Annotated in this window: 23 protein-coding genes and 1 pseudogene; 13 read left to right on the top strand and 11 right to left on the bottom strand. The window is 60.0% G+C overall.

Annotated elements, in window-relative coordinates; genetic code table 11:
• Position 1: 1 nt before the first annotated feature.
• On the bottom strand, positions 2–1,657 hold the full coding sequence (locus CWM54_RS05035; RefSeq protein WP_100696248.1) for a putative bifunctional diguanylate cyclase/phosphodiesterase: 1,656 nt from the start codon (positions 1,655–1,657) through the stop codon (positions 2–4).
• Between the two features lie 295 nt (positions 1,658–1,952).
• Between CWM54_RS05035 and CWM54_RS05030 the strand changes: the two genes are divergently transcribed.
• From CWM54_RS05030 to CWM54_RS05005, 5 genes and pseudogenes are all read left to right on the top strand, one after another.
• Complete coding sequence (locus CWM54_RS05030) at positions 1,953–2,201, top strand: hypothetical protein (RefSeq protein ID WP_008804908.1); 249 nt, start codon at positions 1,953–1,955, stop codon at positions 2,199–2,201.
• Between the two features lie 309 nt (positions 2,202–2,510).
• On the top strand, positions 2,511–2,729 hold the full coding sequence (locus CWM54_RS05025) for a ParD-like family protein (RefSeq protein WP_002904808.1): 219 nt from the start codon (positions 2,511–2,513) through the stop codon (positions 2,727–2,729).
• A complete protein-coding gene (map, locus tag CWM54_RS05020) occupies positions 2,710–3,492 on the top strand; it encodes a type I methionyl aminopeptidase (RefSeq protein WP_061154619.1) in 783 nt (260 codons plus the stop codon). The genes CWM54_RS05025 and map overlap by 20 nt, the downstream gene beginning before the upstream one ends.
• A 128-nt stretch (positions 3,493–3,620) precedes the next feature.
• A pseudogene (locus CWM54_RS05015) lies at positions 3,621–3,755 on the top strand (helix-turn-helix domain-containing protein); the annotation flags it as partial.
• Positions 3,756–3,851: 96 nt separating this feature from the next.
• Positions 3,852–5,144 (top strand): glycoside hydrolase family 10 protein, encoded by a 1,293-nt coding sequence (locus CWM54_RS05005; RefSeq protein WP_061154620.1) that lies wholly within the window; start codon positions 3,852–3,854, stop codon positions 5,142–5,144.
• A 16-nt stretch (positions 5,145–5,160) separates the two neighbouring features.
• Here the strand turns inward: CWM54_RS05005 and CWM54_RS05000 are convergent, their stop codons facing one another.
• The 5 genes from CWM54_RS05000 to CWM54_RS04980 form a co-directional block, all read right to left on the bottom strand.
• Entirely contained in the window at positions 5,161–6,483 is a 1,323-nt protein-coding gene (locus tag CWM54_RS05000; RefSeq protein ID WP_100696246.1) for a type II toxin-antitoxin system HipA family toxin, read from the bottom strand.
• Positions 6,483–6,749 carry a type II toxin-antitoxin system antitoxin HipB gene (gene hipB / locus CWM54_RS04995; protein ID WP_038422544.1) on the bottom strand — a complete coding sequence of 89 codons (267 nt, stop codon included), beginning with the start codon at positions 6,747–6,749 and terminating at the stop codon, positions 6,483–6,485. Before hipB ends, CWM54_RS05000 begins: the two co-directional genes overlap by 1 nt.
• Positions 6,750–7,014: 265 nt before the next feature.
• Complete coding sequence (gene uraH, locus CWM54_RS04990) at positions 7,015–7,341, bottom strand: hydroxyisourate hydrolase (RefSeq protein ID WP_064142320.1); 327 nt, start codon at positions 7,339–7,341, stop codon at positions 7,015–7,017.
• Positions 7,338–7,838 (bottom strand): 2-oxo-4-hydroxy-4-carboxy-5-ureidoimidazoline decarboxylase, encoded by a 501-nt coding sequence (uraD, locus tag CWM54_RS04985; RefSeq protein ID WP_100696244.1) that lies wholly within the window; start codon positions 7,836–7,838, stop codon positions 7,338–7,340. The genes uraH and uraD overlap by 4 nt, the downstream gene beginning before the upstream one ends.
• Positions 7,816–9,195: a nucleobase:cation symporter-2 family protein gene (locus CWM54_RS04980; RefSeq protein WP_100696242.1), complete on the bottom strand. Its 1,380-nt coding sequence runs from the start codon at positions 9,193–9,195 to the stop codon at positions 7,816–7,818. Before CWM54_RS04980 ends, uraD begins: the two co-directional genes overlap by 23 nt.
• Positions 9,196–9,540: 345 nt before the next feature.
• Here CWM54_RS04980 and hpxO point away from each other — a divergent pair, with 345 nt between their 5' ends.
• Positions 9,541–10,695, top strand: coding sequence for an FAD-dependent urate hydroxylase HpxO (hpxO, locus tag CWM54_RS04975; RefSeq protein WP_061154625.1), 1,155 nt, complete (start codon positions 9,541–9,543; stop codon positions 10,693–10,695).
• Here hpxO and hpxR read toward each other — a convergent pair.
• Positions 10,676–11,599: a LysR family hpxDE operon transcriptional regulator HpxR gene (gene hpxR / locus CWM54_RS04970; protein ID WP_008804925.1), complete on the bottom strand. Its 924-nt coding sequence runs from the start codon at positions 11,597–11,599 to the stop codon at positions 10,676–10,678. The genes hpxO and hpxR overlap by 20 nt on opposite strands.
• A gap of 125 nt (positions 11,600–11,724) precedes the next feature.
• Here hpxR and hpxD point away from each other — a divergent pair, with 125 nt between their 5' ends.
• Both hpxD and hpxE read left to right on the top strand, forming a co-directional pair.
• Entirely contained in the window at positions 11,725–12,762 is a 1,038-nt protein-coding gene (gene hpxD / locus CWM54_RS04965) for a molybdenum cofactor-independent xanthine hydroxylase subunit HpxD (RefSeq protein ID WP_100696240.1), read from the top strand.
• A gap of 11 nt (positions 12,763–12,773) precedes the next feature.
• Positions 12,774–13,748 carry a molybdenum cofactor-independent xanthine hydroxylase subunit HpxE gene (hpxE, locus tag CWM54_RS04960; protein WP_100696238.1) on the top strand — a complete coding sequence of 325 codons (975 nt, stop codon included), beginning with the start codon at positions 12,774–12,776 and terminating at the stop codon, positions 13,746–13,748.
• Here the strand turns inward: hpxE and CWM54_RS04955 are convergent.
• The gene (locus tag CWM54_RS04955; RefSeq protein ID WP_100696236.1) at positions 13,725–14,963 is read right to left on the bottom strand and encodes an MFS transporter; all 1,239 of its coding nucleotides are present in this window, start codon (positions 14,961–14,963) and stop codon (positions 13,725–13,727) included. The two genes, hpxE and CWM54_RS04955, sit on opposite strands and share 24 nt — an antisense overlap.
• A 105-nt stretch (positions 14,964–15,068) precedes the next feature.
• Between CWM54_RS04955 and CWM54_RS04950 the strand changes: the two genes are divergently transcribed.
• A complete protein-coding gene (locus CWM54_RS04950; protein WP_100696234.1) occupies positions 15,069–16,013 on the top strand; it encodes an AraC family transcriptional regulator in 945 nt (314 codons plus the stop codon).
• A 9-nt stretch (positions 16,014–16,022) separates the two neighbouring features.
• Here CWM54_RS04950 and CWM54_RS04945 read toward each other — a convergent pair whose 3' ends face one another.
• The 3 genes from CWM54_RS04945 to CWM54_RS04935 form a co-directional block, all read right to left on the bottom strand.
• A complete protein-coding gene (locus CWM54_RS04945) occupies positions 16,023–16,778 on the bottom strand; it encodes a VOC family protein (RefSeq protein ID WP_100680210.1) in 756 nt (251 codons plus the stop codon).
• A 177-nt stretch (positions 16,779–16,955) separates the two neighbouring features.
• Entirely contained in the window at positions 16,956–17,267 is a 312-nt protein-coding gene (locus CWM54_RS04940; protein ID WP_004143501.1) for a cupin domain-containing protein, read from the bottom strand.
• 21 nt (positions 17,268–17,288) lie between these two features.
• Entirely contained in the window at positions 17,289–17,552 is a 264-nt protein-coding gene (locus tag CWM54_RS04935) for a VF530 family DNA-binding protein (protein WP_002904643.1), read from the bottom strand.
• 283 nt (positions 17,553–17,835) lie between these two features.
• Here CWM54_RS04935 and CWM54_RS04930 point away from each other — a divergent pair, with 283 nt between their 5' ends.
• The 4 genes from CWM54_RS04930 to CWM54_RS04915 are packed head-to-tail and all read left to right on the top strand — an operon-like array spanning position 17,836 to position 21,138.
• A complete protein-coding gene (locus CWM54_RS04930; protein ID WP_100696232.1) occupies positions 17,836–18,864 on the top strand; it encodes an isopenicillin N synthase family dioxygenase in 1,029 nt (342 codons plus the stop codon).
• Between the two features lie 23 nt (positions 18,865–18,887).
• On the top strand, positions 18,888–19,694 hold the full coding sequence (locus CWM54_RS04925) for a MetQ/NlpA family ABC transporter substrate-binding protein (protein ID WP_002904638.1): 807 nt from the start codon (positions 18,888–18,890) through the stop codon (positions 19,692–19,694).
• Positions 19,691–20,482 (top strand): methionine ABC transporter ATP-binding protein, encoded by a 792-nt coding sequence (locus tag CWM54_RS04920; protein WP_100680209.1) that lies wholly within the window; start codon positions 19,691–19,693, stop codon positions 20,480–20,482. Before CWM54_RS04925 ends, CWM54_RS04920 begins: the two co-directional genes overlap by 4 nt.
• Positions 20,479–21,138 carry a methionine ABC transporter permease gene (locus CWM54_RS04915; protein WP_004217626.1) on the top strand — a complete coding sequence of 220 codons (660 nt, stop codon included), beginning with the start codon at positions 20,479–20,481 and terminating at the stop codon, positions 21,136–21,138. Before CWM54_RS04920 ends, CWM54_RS04915 begins: the two co-directional genes overlap by 4 nt.
• Positions 21,139–21,146: the final 8 nt, after the last annotated feature.

The following is a 21,146-nucleotide window of genomic DNA, read 5'->3' as shown; positions in this document are numbered from 1 at the left end:
ATCAGGACGACGGAGGCAGGTGTTTAATATCCACCGGCTCGCCGAACAGAAAGCCTTGCATCTCGTCACACCCCTCCTCTTCGAGGATCTGCAGTTGCCCGGCGGTTTCCACACCCTCGGCGATAAGCGGCGTATTAATTGAATTTCCCAGCGAAATGATGGCCCGCACGAATGAGCGGACCTGGGGATTACTCTCCACATCAAGCATAAAACTGCGGTCGAGTTTAATCACGTCGAAATGGAAATCGCGCAGCATGCTCAGGGAGGAGTAGCCGGTACCGAAGTCATCGAGTGCGATACTGATCCCCATTTTTTGCAGATGATGCAGGACGCTAAAAGCCAGCTGCTTATTGATGATGAACGCCGTCTCCGTCACTTCAAACTCAAGGAGGCTGACCGGATAGGCGGTACGCATCAGGATCTCGCGGACTTTTTCAATAAAACTGCGGTGGCGCAGTTGCACCGGCGAGATATTGACCGAAATTTTTTTATTCAGCCGATTTTCCAGCGATTCGCTACATACCTGCTCCAGCACCCAGTAGCCTAAGGGCACAATAGCGCCGCTCTCTTCGGCAACAGGAATAAACACATCGGGCGGGATCGACCCCTGCTGGGGATGCTGCCAGCGCAACAGCGCTTCGTAACCCGTGATCCGGCGATCTTTAATATTGCGGATCGCCTGATAGTGAAGCGAAAATTCTCCTGCATGAATACCGCGCCGGATGTCGGCGGCCATCATATTGCGCTGCCGCGTCTTGTCATCCATCTCGCGCTCGTACCAGCAAATCTTGGTGTCGAGACTGCTTTTCGCCCGGTACATGGCCAGGTCGGAATTGCTCAGTACCGTATTAATATCCGTGCCGTCCTCCGGGTAGACCGAGATGCCAATGCTGGCGGAGAGAACCACTTCCGTTGCGGCAAACGTCTGCTTACCGCTGAAGCAGTGCCAGAGTCGGGTGGCAAAGGCATCTACCTCACTCTCATCGGCGAAAGGTATAACGGCCACAAACTCATCGCCGCCAAAGCGCGCGACCATCTCCTCCTTCTGCAGCGTTTTCAGCACTGCGCCTGCCACACGCTGCAGCAGCTGGTCGCCAATAAGGTGTCCTTCAAGATCGTTAATCTCTTTAAACTTGTCTAAATCGATGGTGAAAATGGCAAAGCGGCGGGCATCATTACCGGTGATCAGCTTTTCCACCCGCTCAAAGAACTCCACCCGGTTAGGTAAACCAGTCAGCGCATCGTAGCGCGCCATCCACGCGATGCGGTCGTTAATCGCTTTTTGTTCACTGATGTCACGAGTGATTTTGGCAAAACCCAGCAGGGTGTTCTGCTCATCGCGGATGGTGTCGATCATGACATGCGCCCAGAATCGGGAGCCGTCTTTGCGGTAACGCCAGCCTTCCCCTTCGAACTGCCCGCTACGCAGGGCGATTTCCAGGTTTTTCGCGGGTACACCGGAGAGTTGCTCAGCTTCGCTATAGAAGAGACCGAAGTAGCAACCGATGATCTCGTCGCTCAGGTACCCTTTTGCCCGGCGAGCGCCCTCATTCCAGCTGATGACCGTACCGTCGGTGCTCAACATGTATATGGCATAATCTTTAACACTTTCAATAAAGTGACGATAGGCAATGTCCGTCAGGTGTTCATTACTCATGGTACAGCGCTCTCTGTGGCTCGGTCGTGGCAAAACGCACTAGATATAGCAGAACAACGTCCATGATGAATACAAGGTGAAGCGTTTTGTTGCCGCCTTTCTGGCCCTGGCAATCGCAGATAGCGCGGCGGACAGCTCTGTTAAGCGTAGTGGAATCCACTGCGCCGGGTGATGACAATCTGACGATTTTTGCACTTAGGTCGCCCACTAATAGTTACTATTATTGATTAAAAAGTTTGATTGAAAGAATAAATAAAAGGAGTAATGTTAATAATACTTTCTATGGAGGTTAAATATGTTGCGTGATTATTTAAAAGTGGAAAAAGAAGATCAGCTTGTTGAACAACAGAGCCGTCATGACAATAGCCAGCATTATTCTGCGGTGACTGAATGGGTTATTTTGAGTAAAGATGGTCAGCGTAAAGGTCGGGTATCCCTGTTCGACCGTTTCACCACCCGCCGCTCCTGGAGCGACAGCTTTCGCATTACGCAGTTCGATAATGCGGGTAAAGTGGTAGTGGATAAACTCACTGACGCGCTATAAATCCCCCGGATTCCCGGTCTGACGGGAGAATATTCATACGCAAAATTAACACCTGCATAAAATATAGTGATGCGCCGCGCTTCGCCGCCGTCATGTTATTTTCATTCTGCATACCGATAATCTAATGGGTATTTTCGCCATGGTGAATGGCGCGAATGATTAACCCAAAAAAATGCTGAAAATAAGCCCGCTGGTCGGGCTTTTTTGCGTGGGCCTCTCGCCTCCTGCCCAGTCTCGACACAAAATGCCCATGACATCCCGTGCCGGTCTGTATACGATACATATACGAATCATATATGGACTGTCTCTATGGGAATCGTCAAAATCTCCGATCTGCTGCACGATGATATTCGTGATGCCAGCAAAGCTATGTCCCGTTCCGTCAATGCCCAGGCGGAATACTGGATCCGTCTGGGCATGATGAGCGAGCTCTACCCCGAGCTTAACCACCAGCAGATCAAACTGCTGATGCTGAAATCCGGCTCTGACCGTCTGCTGGAGGTAATCAATGCCATCAATAATCATTAAAACCGCAGATGAACTCGCGCGTCAGCGCCATGCCGGCCAGCTGCTGGCGTCGGTGTTTGATATGCTGGATACCTTTATCGTTCCCGGCGTAACGACGATGGCGATTAACGATCGAGTGGAAGATTTTATCGTCAACCAGCTGCAGGCCCGCCCGGCCAGCAAGGGGCAATACGATTTTCCCTATGTGTTGAACACCTCCATTAACGATGTGGTGTGCCACGGGATCCCCAAAGCGACCGAACATCTGCGCTCCGGGATGATTGTTAACGTCGATATCACCCTGGAGAAAGCGGGCATGATTGCCGACTCCAGCAAGATGTACCTGATAGGCGACGTCTCCCCGCTGGCCCGCCGGCTGGTAAAGACCACCTATGAAGCGATGTGGAAAGGCATTGAGGTGGTAAAACCTGGCGCGACGCTGGGCGATATTGGCCACGCTATTCAGCGCTGGGTCGAGGACCATGGCTACAGCGTGGTCAGGGAATACTGCGGTCACGGCGTCGGTCAGGAAATGCATGAGGAACCGCAGGTGCTGCATTACGGCCGCCCCGGGGAAGGCGCCGTGTTGCGCGAAGGAATGGTGTTCACCATTGAGCCGATGGTGAACCAGGGCGACAGCCGCATCAAAACCAAAAAAGATGGCTGGACGGTCGTCACCCGCGATAAAAAACTCTCCGCGCAATGGGAGCACACCGTGGCCGTCACCGCCAACGGTTTTGAGGTGCTGACGCTACGCGACGACGAGCAGTCGCGGATCCGCTGAGTTTTCTTCTCCCGGTATACCGGCATAGCCGATATTTCTCGCTGGCGAGTACCGCCCTTCGCCAGCGCATTTTTTATTTATGCTCGCCCTGATCGTGCCGCAGTGGATCGTCTTTACCGGCGAACGTTAAACAGAACCTGTCGCTGCTCAAGTCGGGAAAGGTCAAAGGCATCCGCTTTGATACTCTGTCCCGCCTCTGCGAGGCGCTGGAATGTCAGCCCGGTGATATCCTCGCTGGGAACCCGACTAAGGAATTGCTCTGACCAGCGAATCGTAAGAGAATAGCGGCTCTACGCGACGATCTGAGTACACGGGAGTTCATCATCAGCCATTCTCGTCGATTCCCCTTAGCCAGCAAAGTGGCGCTGGCCGGTGCGGCCGTCATTGCCGCGGGCATGCTGTTCAGCTGCACCAGTAAGGCCCCGAAATCCCTTGTCACGGCGCCGAACACTACCGCCGTCAAAGCCAGCCAGACGCACCGGGAGCCGGTACGCGGCGTGTGGCTCACCACCGTGTCGCGCCTTGACTGGCCGCCGGTCGGATCGATTATCGCCAGCACGCCGGAAAGCCGCATCACGCAGCAGAAGCTGGCGCTGATCGCCAAACTCGATAACCTGCAGCGCCTCGGTATCAACACCGTCTTTTTCCAGGTGAAACCCGACGGCACGGCGCTCTGGCGGTCGGACATTCTGCCGTGGTCCGATATGCTGACCGGCAAAATCGGCGAATACCCCGGCTACGATCCGCTGCAGTTTATGCTGGATGAAGCGCACAAGCGCGGTATGAAGGTTCACGCGTGGTTTAACCCCTATCGTGTCTCGGTCAACACCAAACCGTCGACCATTGCCGAGCTGAATAACACCCTCACGCAGGTGCCGGCCAGCGTGTTCGTCCTGCACCGTAACTGGATCCGCACCGCCAGCGATCGCTTTGTCCTCGACCCGGGGATTCCCGAAGCACGGGACTGGATCACCAGCATCGTCGCTGAAGTGGTGCAGAACTACCCGATTGACGGCGTGCAGTTCGACGACTATTTCTACACCGAAACCGCCTCTTCACCGCTTAACGACAATGAAACCTTCCGCCGTTACGGGCAGGGTTACGCCTCGAAGGGAGACTGGCGTCGGCATAACACCCAGCAGCTCATTGCCCAGGTTTCCACCACCATCAAAAAGCTCAATCCGAACGTCGAGTTTGGCGTGAGCCCGGCCGGGGTGTGGCGCAACCGCTCGCACGATCCGGCGGGGTCGGATACCCGTGGCGCGGCCGCGTATGATGAGTCCTATGCCGATACCCGCAGCTGGGTGCAGCAGGGACTGCTCGACTACATCGCGCCGCAGATCTACTGGCCGTTTGCTCGCGATGCCGCGCGCTATGATGTGCTGGCCAACTGGTGGGCCGAGGTGGTTAAGCCGACGCATACCCGGCTGTATATCGGCGTGGCGCTGTACAAAGTGGGTGAGCCGTCCAAAAATGAGCCTGACTGGACGGTGGATGGCGGCGTGCCGGAGCTGAAAAAGCAGCTCGACCTCAATGAAACTCTACCGCAGATCCAGGGCACGATCCTGTTCCGCGAAAACAATCTCAATCAGCCGCAAACCCGACAGGCGGTCAACTATCTGCGCAGCCGCTGGGGGCAGCCGCAGAGCTAACCGCCTGCCGGCTTCGCTATAACGCCTGCAGCCCTTGCTGCAGTCGGGCATGCAGCTTCAGCATATTTTCCGTAATGGCCCGCCAGACGTGGGCGGAAAAGTCCGCCGGCAGCGTCCGGCGAGCGCTTTCGATAGCCTGCGGCACGCGCTCGGCAAACTCATGAAGGATCGCCAGCATCTGCTCCCGGGGAAAGTTCACCGCTTTGGCGGTTGCCAGAAAATGACGCGGATAGATAGCGTTAATCTCCGTTTTCCGCCCTTTTGTGGCATTGAGCCCCATCGACAGCTTCAGATCGCGCAGATGCAGTCCCGTGCCGCCCAGCACCGGAAACGCCGAAATGATGTCGTAGAACGGCGTTAGCCGGTAGCTGCCGCCGGGCAGCAAAAAGAGCGAGAAGTTCTTCGCATGCCCGTCAGTTGCCCCAACCAGCCACTGAAAGACCATGAATTTCATAAAAGCATCGCGGTCTTTCAGGGCTTCACTGGAGCCCAGCAGAAAGGCCATGATTGCCGCAATACCCGGCCCGCCGTCAGATTCATATTTCATCGACGACGGTATGCCAAAGGCCTGACACAGATCCTCCTGCGGCAGACGCAGCAGCACCCGTCCCTCCTGCGCCCAGCGCCGGTCAAAGCGGGTCACCGCCAGCGCGCGGATCCGCGGCGTGGTGATAATCTCTGCCTCCGGCACCGCCAGGCCCAGTTCCCTGGCCAGCGCCAGGCACAGAAACTCGTTATCCACGCTTTCACGCAGATCCAGCGTCGCATTAGGCTGCTTTATCTCGCCGATGGGCAGTTTAATAATATGCGTGGTCGGCGTGGTGCCCTGCGGAATACACCAGTGCTCGCCCATCCGCAGCAGCGCCGTTTTCTCCTGGGCGCCGGCCACCGAGATACGAAAATCATCCTGGCCGGTAATCATCCCGAGGGGGATATCCGACTGGTAGGCGGTCAGCAAAGCGGTCAGCTGGGCCTCGTCCAGCGTCTGCCAGCGCAACCCCTCGAGGTGTGCCTCTTCCCCTGGCGGTAGCAGGGTCACCGCCCCTACGCTATCCCGTCCCACTTCGGCCAGCAGATCGAACGGCTGCTTCGAGCGCGCCTGATAGCGCCTGACGATCCGATCGCGAACCTGCGGGCTGTCGGGCAGCAGATTATCAAAATAGTGATACACCGCGTCGGCGGTGATATTGCCATACTGCAGCGGCAGCGAGAGGGAGAGCGGTCTGGCGCGCGGGCTGCGCAGCCACTCTTCGTCATAGCGAAAACTGTGCGCCCCGTTAGCCTGGCGGGTTAAGGTTCCCACGCGCACATTGTTCATCCAGGAGGTAAGCGTCGCCATTACCAGTCAAGGTCCGTGTTGTTATCGGGAGCCGGCGCCGTCTCTGTGGCTTTGGCGTTCAGCGTCATCACCACCCCAAGCGACTGGAGGATCTTAAACAGCGTGGTTAAGGTGGTTTTGTCGGGGTGATTTTCAAAATTGGACAGCGTCGCCTGCTTAATACCGATCCGCCTGGCCAGCGCATCCTGGGTCCAGTGGTTCTGCTGGCGCAGTAGCTTCAGATAATTGGCCAGCTGCACGGGACTGTATATCTGCGGGGAAGTCATCGCCTTGTTCCTCACTATCATTTATCCCCCTATCGGGATAAGTCTGGTTTTATACCCGATAGGGGATAATGTCAAGCTTATCCCCTGGTGGGGATAGCAGGATGATTATCCTTGTGTGGGGATAAAACAGGAAGGATGATAGCCGGAGACAGCTGTACATGCCCGGTGGCGGCTACGCCTTACCGGGCCTACGAGCTGTCTCTGCCCGCGCCGTAACGATCCAGGCCGGGCAAGCGCAGCGCCGCCCGGCAACGGGCATCCGGGTTTAGCTGCCGCGGTAGGTCGACCACCCGCCCGGGGCGATGAGAAACGGCAGATGGAAATGGTCATCTGCCGCCTCGCCAATGACAAAATCAATCTGCGCCCGGGTAAAGACGCTCTCGCGCCCGGCGCGGGCAAACCACGCCCCGGTTTCCGCCGTTAAGCAATAGCTCCCCGCCGGCAGCGGTGCGGCGCTAAAGGTGGCGATACGTCCCTGGGCGTTGGTCAACAGGGTCACCAGCGTCTCGCCCTCCCGGCTCAGGCTGACCGTCACGCCTTCCGCCGGCCTGCCGGTGGAAATATCCAGAATATGGGTGCTCAGGGTACTCATTCGCCAATCACTCCTTCCAGTCTTAACATCGTAATCTCTCGCAGCTGGGCAAGCGCCTCAGCCACTTCTTCGTCGGCGGTATGCTGCAGCCGGCGCGTCAGCGCCTGTAAAATCGCTTCGCCGCTGCGCCCTTTGGCGCGGATTAAAAACACCCGGCCAAAACGGGCCTCGTAGCGGGCATTGCCCTCCTGCAGGGCCTGCGCGAGCCGCTCATTGTCGCTGTCCACCGCCGACTGTTCCTGGCGCGACAGCGCCGCGTGCGCCTGGCCGCCGGTCGGCTTTTCACCGATCCGCGGATGGGCGCTGAGCGCCGCGTTCAGCTCGTCCTCTCCCCAGTAATCCATCGCCTCACGGGCGGTCTGCAGTAGCGCATGGCGGCTGGGGAAAGGTCGCAAGCTCACCAGCGTCTCGCCCCAGGCCGGGATCGCCACGCAGGGGGCCAGCAGCCCCACTGCCTCATCTATACTCAGGCCGTTAAACTGACTCAGCGCGATCATCCTGACTCCTTATCGTTTTCGTCGCCGCCTGCTCCTTCGGCAGAATAAGGTTCAGCGCTATCGCTACCAGCCCACCGCTGGTGGCCGCCGAACCGAACAGATCGCCAACCATCGGCGGAAAATGGCTGAGAAACGCCGGTACTGACTCGACGCCAAGGCCAGCACCAAACGCCAGCCCCACAATCAGCACATCGCGACGGCTCAGCGGGGTCTGGGTAATAATCCGGATCCCGGCCGCCACCACACAGCCAAACATCACCATCGTGGCGCCCCCCAGTACCGGCGCCGGGATCTGCCGCAGCAGTTCGCCCACCGGGGGAAACAGTCCAAGCAGGATCAGAATCACGCCAATGTAGCGTCCGACATAGCGGCTGGCCACCCCGGTCATCTGGATCACGCCGTTGTTCTGTGCGAAGGTGGTGTTGGGAAAAGCACAGAGCATGGCGGCCACCATACAGCTGACGCCGTCCGCCAGGATACCGCCCTTCAGCCGATTACGAAAAGCGTGATCGTCAATAGACTGTTGCGAAATCAGCGAGTTGGCCGTCAGATCGCCGACCGCCTCCAGAATACAGACCAGCGACACCAGGGCGACCGGCAGAAATATCGCGCTGTTAAACTGAAAGCCGAACGGAAACAGCGTCGGCAGGCGAAACAGAGTGTCGCCCAGGGAGTGAAGATGGAACTGACCGCTCAGCCCTGCCGCGACGCAGCCCACGGCAATGCCCACCACCACCGAGGAGAGCCGCAGCCAGCGGTTTTTGGCGCAGCTCAGCAGGACGATAACCCCGAGGGTGCCCGCCCCGAGCGCGATATTGCTCATGCTGGCGAAATCCTCTGCCTTTTCCCCACCGCACCAGTTGATGACGCTGACCTTGATCAGGCTGATGCCGATCAGCGCAATCACGCTGCCGGTAATAATGGGGGTAAAGATTTTCTTCAGCGGTTCGATAAAGCGGCTGACAATCACCGGCACCAGAGCGGCGACAAAGTTAACGCCAAACAGCATCGCCATCATATCCTGCGGCCCGCCGCCCTGCGCTTTTACCCACATCCCTCCGGCCACCGTCACGCCGAGGAAGGCGAAGCTGGTGCCCTGCATGCAGATCATCCCGGCGCCAACGCCCCATACCCGACTGGACTGCAGAAAGGTGCCTATGCCCGAGGCCAGCAGCGACATACTGATGAGATACGGCAGCCAGTCGCCAAGCCCGAGGGTAGCGCCGATGATCAGCGGCGGCGTGATGATCCCCACCAGGCCCGCCAGCACATGCTGGAGAGCACTGAAAAAGGCCGGAAGCGGTGGGATCCGCTGTTCAAGGCCGTAAAGCAAGCCACTGTGATGTTCGTCAGACATGGTGTAATCCCATAGCAAAGAGAAGTGCATGGGCTAGTGCACAAAGCAGGCCAGAGACGACAAAAGCAACCAGAAAATTTCATTAATTCTTCAAAATCATTAACTTAAATTACTCTGTTTACGTATACCTCCCCACCGTTGCTGAACCAGAGTGATGAAACGATAGATTCTCAATGCGACATTGAGAAACTTTTGATTCATAAAAAGGCAACCAATATGTCACATTGCACCGATGCGGTGCGTCATGACCTATCTCTGTGCCTCTGGCAGGCGGTTTTCCTCCCTCCGGCGAACTGGTACGCAAATTGCTGTAGTCAGTCACAACATCGGGAGAAGGAGAAAAAAATGAAAGCAATCGTGATTGGCGCCGGCATCGGCGGTTTAAGTGCGGCAGTGGCGCTCAAACAGTCGGGGATCGACTGCGACGTCTATGAAGCGGTGAAAGAGATCAAACCGGTCGGCGCGGCGATTTCCGTGTGGCCCAACGGCGTGAAGTGCATGGCCCACCTCGGCATGGGCGACATCATGGAGACCTTCGGCGGGCCGCTGCGCCGGATGGCGTATCGCGATTTCCGCAGCGGCGAGAACATGACCCAGTTCAGTCTCGCGCCGCTGATCGAACGCACCGGCAGCCGGCCCTGCCCGGTCTCCCGGGCAGAGTTGCAGCGGGAAATGCTGGATTTCTGGGGACGGGAAAGCGTGCAGTTCGGCAAACGCGTCACCCGCTGTGAGGAAGACGCCGACGGCGTGACGGTGTGGTTTACCGATGGCAGCAGCGCCAGCGGCGATCTGCTGATTGCCGCCGACGGCAGCCATTCCGCACTGCGTCCGTGGGTGCTGGGCTTTACCCCGCAGCGCCGCTACGCCGGCTACGTCAACTGGAACGGTCTGGTGGAGATAGATGAAGCGCTGGCGCCCGGCGACCAGTGGACCACCTTTGTCGGCGAAGGTAAGCGCGTCTCGCTGATGCCGGTCTCCGACGGCCGGTTCTATTTTTTCTTTGATGTGCCGCTGCCGGCGGGGCTGGCGGAGGATCGCGACACTCTGCGCGCCGACCTCAGCCGCTACTTTGCCGGTTGGGCGTCGCCGGTGCAGCAGCTTATCGCCACCCTCGATCCGCAGACCACCAACCGTATTGAAATCCATGATATCGAGCCGTTCAGCCGCCTGGTGCGCGGCCGCGTCGCGCTGCTCGGCGACGCCGGACACAGCACCACCCCGGATATTGGCCAGGGGGGCTGCGCGGCGATGGAAGATGCGGTGGTGCTGGGCGCCGTTTTCCGCCAGACCCACGATATTGCGGCCGCCCTGCGCGAGTACGAGGCCCAGCGCTGCGACCGGGTTCGTGACCTGGTGCTGAAGGCGCGCAAGCGCTGCGATATTACCCACGGGAAGGATATGCAGCTCACCGAAGCCTGGTACCAGGAGCTGCGCGAGGAGACCGGGGAGCGCATTATCAACGGCATGTGCGACACTATCCTCAGCGGGCCGCTGGGCTGACCGTCGCCATGGATTCAATCACCGCACTCAGCGTCTGAATGGCCATTTGCGCGGGCCGCGAAAGCTGACGCGAGGGCGCGGTGCACAGCGCCAGAGTCAGCGGTCGCAGCAGCGTACTGCGCAGCGGGATAAAGGCCAGCTGTCCGCGCTGGACTTCGTCCAGCACGTCGAGCAGGCTGAGGAGCGTCACGCCGCTGCCGCGCAGCACCAGCGACTTGATGAGCCGGATATCATTGCAGCTGATGGTATTCTCCGGCGCAAAGTCATGGTGGCGATAGAGGAGCGCCACCCGCTCATGGACGATCAGCGGCGCGCCGGGCACGATATGCCGCTCCAGGCTGAGCTCGCCCAAAGACAGCGCTTTCGCCCCGGCCAGAGGATGGTCCGGACGCATCACAATCCCCACCTCCAGTTCGGCAAAGGCCAGCACGCTGAGTCCGGCCTGCCCCTGCGGATCGAGGATCAGGCCGACGTCCAGGTCCGCCTGACGCACTTTCTGGCTGACGGTGTGGCTGTCGGCCACCTGCAGATCCAGTTCCAGCCACGGCCAGCTGGCGATGATCTCCGCCAGCGCGGCGGCGAAGCCCCCTTCCGCCAGCGCCTGCACCATCCCAACGCTGACGCTCCCGCGCTTCATCCCCTGCAGCTCATCAAATTTCTGCCGGGTCTGGCGAAACTCCTTTTGCCAGCGCAGCAGATTGTCATACAGCAGTTCACCGGCGGTGGTCATCCGCAGCCCCTCCGGCAGGCGCTCGAACAGCGGGGTGCCGAAGGCCTCTTCGGCCTGCAGGATCTGGCGGTTAATTGCCGAGGCGGAGATATGCAGCTGCTCGGCGGCCCGGCGCAAGCTGCCGCAGCGGGCCACGGCGATAAAATAGTGCGCGAAACGGGAAAATGGACTCATGGCACTCCTGTACTCTTTTTTGCAACAGCAGAGTGAATTAATGGTGATGGATGTGAACACCCTAATATGACAACAATAATCTCACAACAATAAAACAATCACCGATGTGAGCAGGAAGAGAAATCATGAAGACAATCACCCCCACGCCCCCCGCCCATTGCACCTTTGATCCAGAGGACTGGCTGCGGCTGGCCCGCTGCTGGCACCCGGTGGCCCGCGCCTGCGATATTACCGGCGCCCCGGTGAAAGCCACCCTGTTGGACGAACAGCTGGTTATTTATCGTATTAAAGGCCAGGTGGTGGTCGCCCGCGACGTCTGCCCGCACCGCGGGGTGCCGCTGACCCTGGGGTTTCATGAAGAGGAAGGCATCGTCTGCCCCTATCATGGCCTGCGCTTTGGCGAGGATGGCCGCTGCAACCGTATCCCCTCCAGTCCGGGGCAACCCATTCCGGGCAAACTGCATCTCACCAGCTTCGCTGTGGAGGAGCGCTACGGGCTGATCTGGACCTGCCTGGCCTGCGATCCGGACAATCCGCCGCCGTTACCGACCATGCCGCACTGGGACGACGCGGGATTTCAGCAAATCAACTGCCCGGCCTTCGAGGTGAAGGGGTTTGCCGGCCGCCAGGTCGAAGGCTTTCTCGATGTCGCCCACTTCGCGTGGATCCACACCGACACCTTCGCCGATCCGGACAACCAGCAGGTGCCGGACTACACCCCACAGGAGACGCCGTTCGGCTTTGTTGCCGACTACTGGAGCTCGGTGGGCAATTACCCGGCCAGCTCCGATTTCCGCGCGCCGGAAGGGTTCCAGTGGCTGCGTCACTTTGAAATGCATCTGCCGTTCACCGCTACGCTGACCATCCATTTTCCCGCCGACGCCAGGCTGGTGATCATGAACGCCGCCTCGCCGGTGTCGTCACGGGTGACGCGGATGTTTGCCCCTATTGCCCGCAATTTCGACCTGCACGTGCCGGTGGAAGACGTACATGCGTTCAATCTGCGGGTGTTCGAGGAGGACCGCCTGATGGTAGAGACCCAGCGTCCGGAGCGGCTGCCGCTGGATCTGACCCTTGAGGCGCATATTCCGGCAGACCGCAGCTCCATCGCCTACCGGCGCGGGCTGAAGAAGATGGGTTTTGGCGATTTCTTTCTGGTATGAGTGGAGGTCATATGCGCGACATATTCCCCGTGGTGGTCGATGGCCTGTGGCGCCAGGGCGCGAAAAATCTGGCCGTTCGTCTGGTGAGCGCCGAGGGGCAACCGCTGCCGGCGTGGACGCCCGGCGCCCATATCGATCTCCATCTTCCCTGCGGGTTGATCCGTCAGTACTCCCTGACCGGCAGCCCGGCCGAACGGGATCACTATCTGCTTTGCATCGCCCGCGAGGCGCAGTCCCGCGGTGGCTCAGGCTATGTCCACGACACCCTGCGCCCGGGACAGCCGCTGATGATCTCTGCCCCGCGCAACCACTTTCCGCTGCACGAGGGCGGCCATGTGGTGCTTCTCGCCGCCGGGATCGGCATTACGCCCCTGCTGGCGATGGCCCACGCCCGGGCGGCGTCCGGCGCCAGCTTTACGCTGCACTATTACGTTAGCCGTGCGCAGGAGGCTGCCTTCACCACTGAGATCGCCCGCCAGCTAACCGGTGGAATCTGCCAGATCCACTGCTCAGACGAGGGGCAGAGTCCGCGCCAGCGGCTGGCACAGGATCTGGGGGCTCCGGACGCCGACACCCGGGTCTACTTCTGCGGTCCGGCCGGATTTATGGCCCGGGTTCGCGATACCGCGCTGGCGACCGGATGGGGAGAGGCGCAATTGCACAGCGAAGCGTTCCAGCCACCCGCCACGACGGCACCATCGGCGGCGGACGGAACCTTCACCATCACCCTCGCCTCCACCGGGGAGCGCTGGCCGGTCCCGGGGGACAAAACCATCGCCCAGGTGCTACAGGAGCATGGCGTCGCGGTGCCGCTCTCCTGTGAGATGGGGATCTGCGGCGCCTGCCTGACGCCGGTGCGGGAGGGAACCGTCGACCACCGGGATACCGTGCAGTCGGAGGCGGAAAAACAGGCCGCAGAGCAGCATATTGCGCTGTGCTGCTCCCGCAGTCTGTCGGCCAATTTAGTTATCGATCTCGCGGGATAGGCGGCCCGTCTCCGGCTGGTCAGCGCTGGCGACCGGTTTCACCCGCACGGCGGCGAAGACAATCACCATCGCGCTCAACAGCAGCAGACCGCTGCCGGTGAAGACGCCGCTGGCGCCGTGCAAATCAAACACCGCCCCGCCGGCGGCGGCCCCGGCGCTGATGGCCAGTTGAATAGAGGCGACCAGCAGACCGCCCGCGCTTTCTGCTTCATCCGGCACGGTGGTGGCAAGCCAGGTGGACCAGGCCACCGGCACCAGACCGAAGGCAAATCCCCACAGGGCGACCAGCAGCCCGTCCAGCACGGTCAGATGGCCAAACGTCACCATCAGCAGCGCCAGAACGCTCATCATCAACGGCACCAGCGCCAGGGTCAGACGCAGACTACGGCTCAGCAGATAGCTCGCTACCGAGGTGCCGATAAAGTTAGCGATACCGAAGCCGAGCAATATCAGCGAGACGCCTTCGACACTGGCCTGCGCCACGGTCTCAAGGAACGGCCGCAGGTAGGTAAAGAAGGCGAAATGGCCGCTAAAAATCAGGATCGTCGCCAGCATGCCGCCCAGCATACCGGGACGGCGCAGCACCCTGAACAGCGTGGAGAAGGTCCCGACGCTCTCCGGGCGCATGGAGGGCAGCACCCACAGTTGCCAGAGCAGCGCCAGCAGGCTGGGTATCGCACAGAGAATAAACACGTTGCGCCAGCCGATCAGCTCGCCAAGATAGCTGCCGAGCGGCGCGGCCACCACCGTGGCGACAGACACCGCGGAAAAGATGATCGCCAGCGCCTTCGGCACATGGGCCGCCGGCACCAGACGCATCGCCGTAGCCGTGGACATCGCCCAGAAGCCGCCGATGGCGACCCCCAGCAGCAGACGGCCCAGCAGAAGAAACGCCAGCGAATCGGCAAAAGCGACCATCAGGCTGGAGACTATCTGCAGCACGGAAAAAAACATCAGCACCCAGCGGCGATCGATATTGCGGGTAGCGGTGGCGATCAGCAGGCCGGTGACTAACGCCACCAGCGCCGTCGCGGTGACCGCCTGTCCGGCCATCCCTTCACTGACGCCAAGGCTGCTGGCCATCGGCGTTAACAGGCTGGCGGGCAGAAACTCGGCCACGATCAGGCCGAATACCCCGAGGGCCAGGGCATAGACGGCACGCCAGGCAGGCTTGGCGGGAGACAGGCTCGCGTCAGCAGCTATGCAGGAACTCATATACAACTCTCCAGTTTTATTAACATCCTGGTCATCTTAGGGACTTACCTTTGGACGATATATGATGCATACTCTCCAGTTATTGATTATTCGTCCGGAATTGCCATGAGCCAGCCTGGCATCGACCTGACCAGCGAACTGTTGCGCGGGATGCGCCTCTCCGGCGTTAACTACCGGCGCATCGAAACCGCACGCCCGTTCGGTGTCGGCTTTAGCGCCGTGGCGGGCAAAGCCCAGTTCCATTTCATCAGCCGCGGGCCGGTGCTGCTGCGCATGGCCAGAGGAGAACAGTTCACCCTCGAGAGCGGCGATGCGCTGTTTATTCCCAACGGCGACGGGCACGCCCTGCTCTCTGATCCGCAGGCCACGGTGGTCAATGTGGCCCAGTTGCCCAGCGAAACCGTGTGCAGCACAGTGAGCTGTATCAACGCCGGCGGCCGCCCTGACTGCCCGGAGCGCGCCGTTATTTTCAGCGGTTGTATGGATTTTGAGCTCGGCGGTATGCAGCCGCTGGTAAAGGCCATGCCCGAGGTGATGCGGGTCAGCAGCCTGCTTAACACCTGGCCGGAGATCCAGCCGCTGCTGGTGGCGATGGAGCGGGAATCCCTCACCCGCCAGGTAGGCTATGCCGGGATCCTCGCCCGGCTGGCGGACGTGGTGGCCGCGCTGATTGTCCGTGGCTGGGTAGAGTGCGGATGTGGCAACGCCACCGGTTGGGTACAGGTCCTGCGCGATCCCCGGCTGGCAAAAGCGATCTATGCCATGCATCAGCGCCCGGGGGTCAACTGGAAAGTGGAAGATCTGGCGCGGGAGGCGGGGCTTTCACGCTCGCTGTTCGCGGAACGTTTTCTCGCCGCGACAGACACCACCCCCGCCCGCTATCTGACCGAGCTGCGTATGCGGCTGGCGGTGCAGTACATCACCCACGAAGGCCAGGCGCTGGAAACGGTCGCCTTCAGCCTCGGGTATCAATCGCTGGCGGCCTTCAGCCGGGCCTTCAAACGCATCACCGGCCAGCCGCCGGGGGCCCTGCGCGCCACGGCACGCTAGATTCAGCTTTTATGTAAAGCGATACACGCCGTTGCCGACGCGAAAGCGCTGCCCCTTAAGCGCCGGGTTGGCGACGCGAAACACCAGTTCGGTCAGCTGGTTAGCGGGTCCTTCGCGGAAAGTAAACCACTGGCCGCCCACGTCCAGTCCCTGCTCCCCCTGTGGCGGGAAGCCCAGCAGCGCCTGCCAGCGATCGCGTACCGCCTGCGGATTGACCACCTCGAACACCGCCTGCTCAAGCGCAATGTCGCCCAGCGGGTGCGGCACGTCCAGTTCCTGAGCGCGCAGCCGCGCCAGCCGGGTGGTATCGTCTTCTCCCCACTGCAGCACAAATGGATAGACCAGCCCGTCAGTGTCGCCATCGATGGTGAAGATCCGCCAGCGGATGACATTGCCCTGCGGATCGTTGCGCTGACCATCGACAATCGGTGATACCGCCAACCCCTTGCGACGCAACTGGTCATGGGTGGCGTCGATGTCGTCGCTGCGCAGCGCTACCCGAAACAGCGCTTCGTTCTCCGGCAGCAACCGCTCGGCATCCCGCGAAAGCAAGAACCTGTCCGTCGCGGCGCGCAGTTCGTCCGGGTCGGAAATGGCGAGGAATTCGATATAGGTCAGGCCAAAATAGCTCAGCGCATTGCGGGTTCCCCACCCCGGATGTCGCCCTCCGGCCACCGCCCGCAGCTGCTGGTCGGCAAAGGTCTGAATGGCCGCTTCCGGCTGATTCACAAACTGTACTGCGTGGTCCCACTGCAAGGTTGCCATGATCTCTCCCGCGATTGTGCCTGTTCAGGCGCCTGCGGCAAAAGATAGTGCTGGGGTGAAGGGAATGGCAAACAAGAATTAAATATATCGAAAGCTGGATAAGTGATTTATATCAACGCGGTATGTTGAGTCTAACCGGTGATGAAACGGCGGGCTAAGAACCGCCCGCCGGAGGGATCAGACCGACCCTTCTTTCTCGATCACCAGAATACGCGCCGCCCCCTGCGGATGGGCGACATGCTCGCATCCCACCCCAGCGTAGAAGATATCGCCGGCGTTCAGCATGATGACCTGCTCCTCGCCGTCGACTTTCACATGCATCGCCACCTGACCATCCATCACGGCAAACACCTCCTGACCATCGTTGATATGCCAGATATAGGGTTGGTCGGTCCAGTGCAGACGCACGGTGGTCCCGGAAAAATTGGCGATATCCAGCGCGCCCCACGCGCGGTCGGCGGTGAAATCTTTACTGCTCCAGCTCTGCATGATGGTGTCCTGTGGTAAGGGTTATTTTTTCTGCCAGTTTGCCCAGGGATCCGCTTTCTCCACCGGCGCGTCATCATCAAGGGAGGCGAGATACATGGCCTCCACCTCTTTGCGCGCCCACGGCGTCCGGCGGAGAAATTTGAGGCTGGACTTAATGCTGGGATCGCTTTTAAAGCAGTTAATGTTGACCTGGCGGGCCATTTCCGCCCAGCCATAGCGCGCCACCAGGGCATTGAGCAGCGCTTCCAGCGTCACGCCGTGCAGGGGATCTTTCGAGCTGTGCATTACGATACGTCCGTTCCGCATTAAAAAAGTGCGCCTACCTTACTGGCTCTGACCGACGGGCGCAACCGGCTTCATTACGCGCTTCGCGCCTATATCTATTTAACGCAAAAGCACTGAACCCCGCGCGGTCATAAATTAGAAAATAACGTTATTGGTTGCTTATTTGGCCTTGAGGCAAGCTGTGTTCAGCCCCGGACAGAGGAAATCACCATGCGCTGCTGTTGTGCCCGAACCCTGAACCTGAATCAACCCATAACTTATTACCCCGTTTTCGGAGAACACAATGAACGCGACCACCCTGCCGATTCTCGACCTGGCCCGCTACTCGGACCCCGCGGATAAAGCGGCCTTCCTGGCCGACCTGCGTCACGCCGCCCGCGACATCGGCTTCTTCTATTTGATCAACCACGGTGTGGACGACGCGCTTCAATATGAAGTTCAGCGCCAGTCCCAACGCTTTTTTGCTCTCGATGAGGCGCAAAAGCAGCAGGTGGCGATGATCCACTCCCCCCATTTTCGCGGCTATAACCGCGCGGCCTCGGAGCTAACGCGCGGCCAGCCTGACTGGCGAGAGCAGTTTGATATCGGCGCCGAACGTCCGGCGCTGACCCTCAGCGACGACGCCCCGCGCTGGCAGCGCCTGCAGGGTCCGAATCTGTGGCCTGCCGCCCTGCCGTCGCTTAAACCAGTATTACTTCACTGGCAACAGCAGATGACCCAGGTGGGCATCCGCCTACTGCGCGCTTTTGCCGAAGCCCTGCAGCTCCCGGAGAATGCCTTTGACCGGCTCTACGGCGAGAAACCCAACGAGCATATCAAACTGATCCGCTATCCCGGCCAGCAGGAGACCCAAAGCAGCCAGGGCGTCGGCGCCCATAAAGATTCGGGTTTTCTCAGCTTCCTGCTGCAGGACAAGCAAAAAGGACTGCAGGTAGAGGTCGCGCCTGGACAATGGATCGACGCCGTGCCGCTGGCCGGCAGCTTTGTGGTCAATATTGGCGAACTGCTGGAGCTGGCGACCAACGGGTATTTGCGCGCCACCGTCCATCGCGTGGTGTCGCCACCGGCGCAGCAGCAGCGCCTCTCCATCGCTTTCTTCCTCGGCGCCCAGCTTGACGCGGTGGTGCCGGTTTACACCCTGCCGCCCGAGCTGGCGCGTGAAGCGCGAGGTCCGGACAGCGACCCGCACAATCCGCTGCTGCGCGATGTCGGCTGGAATTATCTCAAGGGCCGTCTGCGTTCCCATCCGGACGTGGCGGAACGCTACTATCAGGACGTGTTTCGCGAACGCGCCGAGCAATTGATCGTTTAACCATAACTAAAAAGGAAAACACCATGAAATATGCCGCTTTTAAACTGGCAGGGGTCGCACTGTCTCTTTCTCTGGCATGGACGTCTGCCCAGGCTGCCGCGCTGCGCGTCGCCGCGGACCCGGTTCCCCACGCCGAGATCCTCAACTACATCAAAAAAATCGATCCCAGCCTCGATCTGAAGGTGGTGGAGCTGACCAGCGGGGTCAACGCCAATGAACTGCTGGCCAGTGGTGATGTGGATGCCAACTACTTCCAGCATGTCCCCTATCTGAAGGATCAGGAAAAAGCACTGGGTAAAACCTTTGCCGTCGCGGCCACCGTTCATATTGAGCCGCTGGGGATCTACTCGCACAAGCATAAAGATTTCTCATCACTGCCGGAAAACGCCACGGTGGCGGTGCCGAATAACACCACTAACCTGAGCCGGGCGCTGTTCCTGCTGCAGGCGCAGAAGCTTATCAAGCTGGATCCCAAATTTACCGACCCGGCCACCACCCTGGCGACGCCGAAGGATATTGTCGAGAACCCGAAACACCTGAAGATTCTGGAGATTGAATCGCCGCAGATCCCGCGTTCCCTCGACGATGTCGACCTGGCGGTGATTAACGGCAACTACGCCCTGGAAGCCGGCCTGGTGCCAGCAAAAGATGCCCTGGGGCTGGAAAGCGCCGAGCATAACCCGTACGCCAATATTCTGGTGACCACCCCAGCCCTGGCGAATGACCCGCGCATTAAGGCGCTGGCGAAAGATCTGACGTCACCGCAGGTGGCGGAGTTTATCCGTAAAACCTACAACGGCTCGGTGATCCCGGTGGCCCCTCAGTCATGATAACCATCGAAGGGCTGAGCAAAACCTACGCCGGAACCGGCCGACCGGCGCTGAACGATATCGCGTTGCAGATACCGAAAGGGGCAATATACGGCATTCTCGGGCGCAGTGGCGCCGGCAAAAGTACGCTCATCCGCTGTCTCAATTTACTGGAGCGGCCCACCTCGGGCCGCATTCTGGTGAACGGACAGGATATTACCCAGTTGAACAAGGCGGCGCTGCGGGATTATCGTCTGCGTACCGGGATGATTTTCCAGCACTTCAATCTGCTGCATGCCCGCACCGTCGCCGACAACGTCGCGGTGCCGCTGGAGATTGCCGGGATGCCGAGGGCCGCTCGCGAGGCTCGGGTGCGTGAACTGCTGGAACTGGTGGATCTCAGCGAAAAGGCCGCCGCCTTCCCGTCGCAGCTTTCCGGCGGGCAAAAACAGCGCGTCGGCATCGCCCGGGCCCTGGCCGCCCGGCCAGAAGTGCTGCTGTGCGATGAGGCGACCAGTGCGCTGGATCCCGAGACCACCGCCTCGGTGCTGGCCCTGCTGGCGGATATTAACCAGCGCCTCAATCTGACCATCGTGCTGATTACGCATCAGCTGGAGGTGGTGAAAACCATCTGTGACCACGCGGCACTTCTGGAACAGGGCGAGATTGTCGAGAGCGGTAAACTCGCCGACCTGCTGGTGACCCCATGGTCGCGGCTGCGCCAGTCGCTGCTGCACGACCCGCAGGCTGAACAAGATTTTCTTACCCGTCACGGCGTTCAGGGGAGGCCATTATGCGGAGTAGCATGAGCTGGGAAGATTTGTGGCCGTTATTACTCGACGGCACGCTGGATACGCTTTATATGGTGGGCCTGGCGGCCCTGTTTACCGTGCTGATCGGGCTGCCCACCGGCGTGCTGTTATTTATTTCCCGCGCCAACGGACTGGCGCCGATGCCGAAACTGAACGCGCTGTTAGGCGCGGTGATCAACATCGGCAGGTCGCTGCCGTTTATCGTGCTGCTGATCGCCCTGATCCCCTTTACCCGCCTGATCGTCGGCACCACGCTGGGCAGCACCGCCGCCATCGTGCCGGTGACCATCGGCGCCTTTCCGTTCTTTGCCCGTCTGACGGAAAACGCGCTCGACGAGGTGGACTACGGGAGAATCGAAGCCATTCTGTCGATGGGCGGCAACGTCTGGCACGTGATTTTTAAATCTCTGCTGCCGGAAGCCCTGCCAACGCTGCTGGCCGGGATCACACTGACCATCGTGATGCTGATTGGTTTCTCCTCCATGGCCGGCGTGATCGGCGGCGGTGGACTTGGCGACCTCGCCATCCGCTACGGCTATCAGCGGTTTAATAATGAAGTCATGTTTGGCACGGTGCTGATCCTGGTGGCGATGGTCCAGGGCGTGCAAATGGCCGGCGATCGGCTGGTGCGCAGCCTGGCCCACCGACGCTAAGTTTCAAA

Origin of the sequence: Klebsiella sp. D-Nf1 (genome assembly GCF_002810515.1) — a bacterium.
GTDB classification, from domain to species: Bacteria; Pseudomonadota; Gammaproteobacteria; order Enterobacterales; family Enterobacteriaceae; genus Klebsiella; species Klebsiella variicola.
Note: the sequence above shows the minus strand (reverse complement) of the source record. Positions and strands in the feature narration are given on the sequence as shown.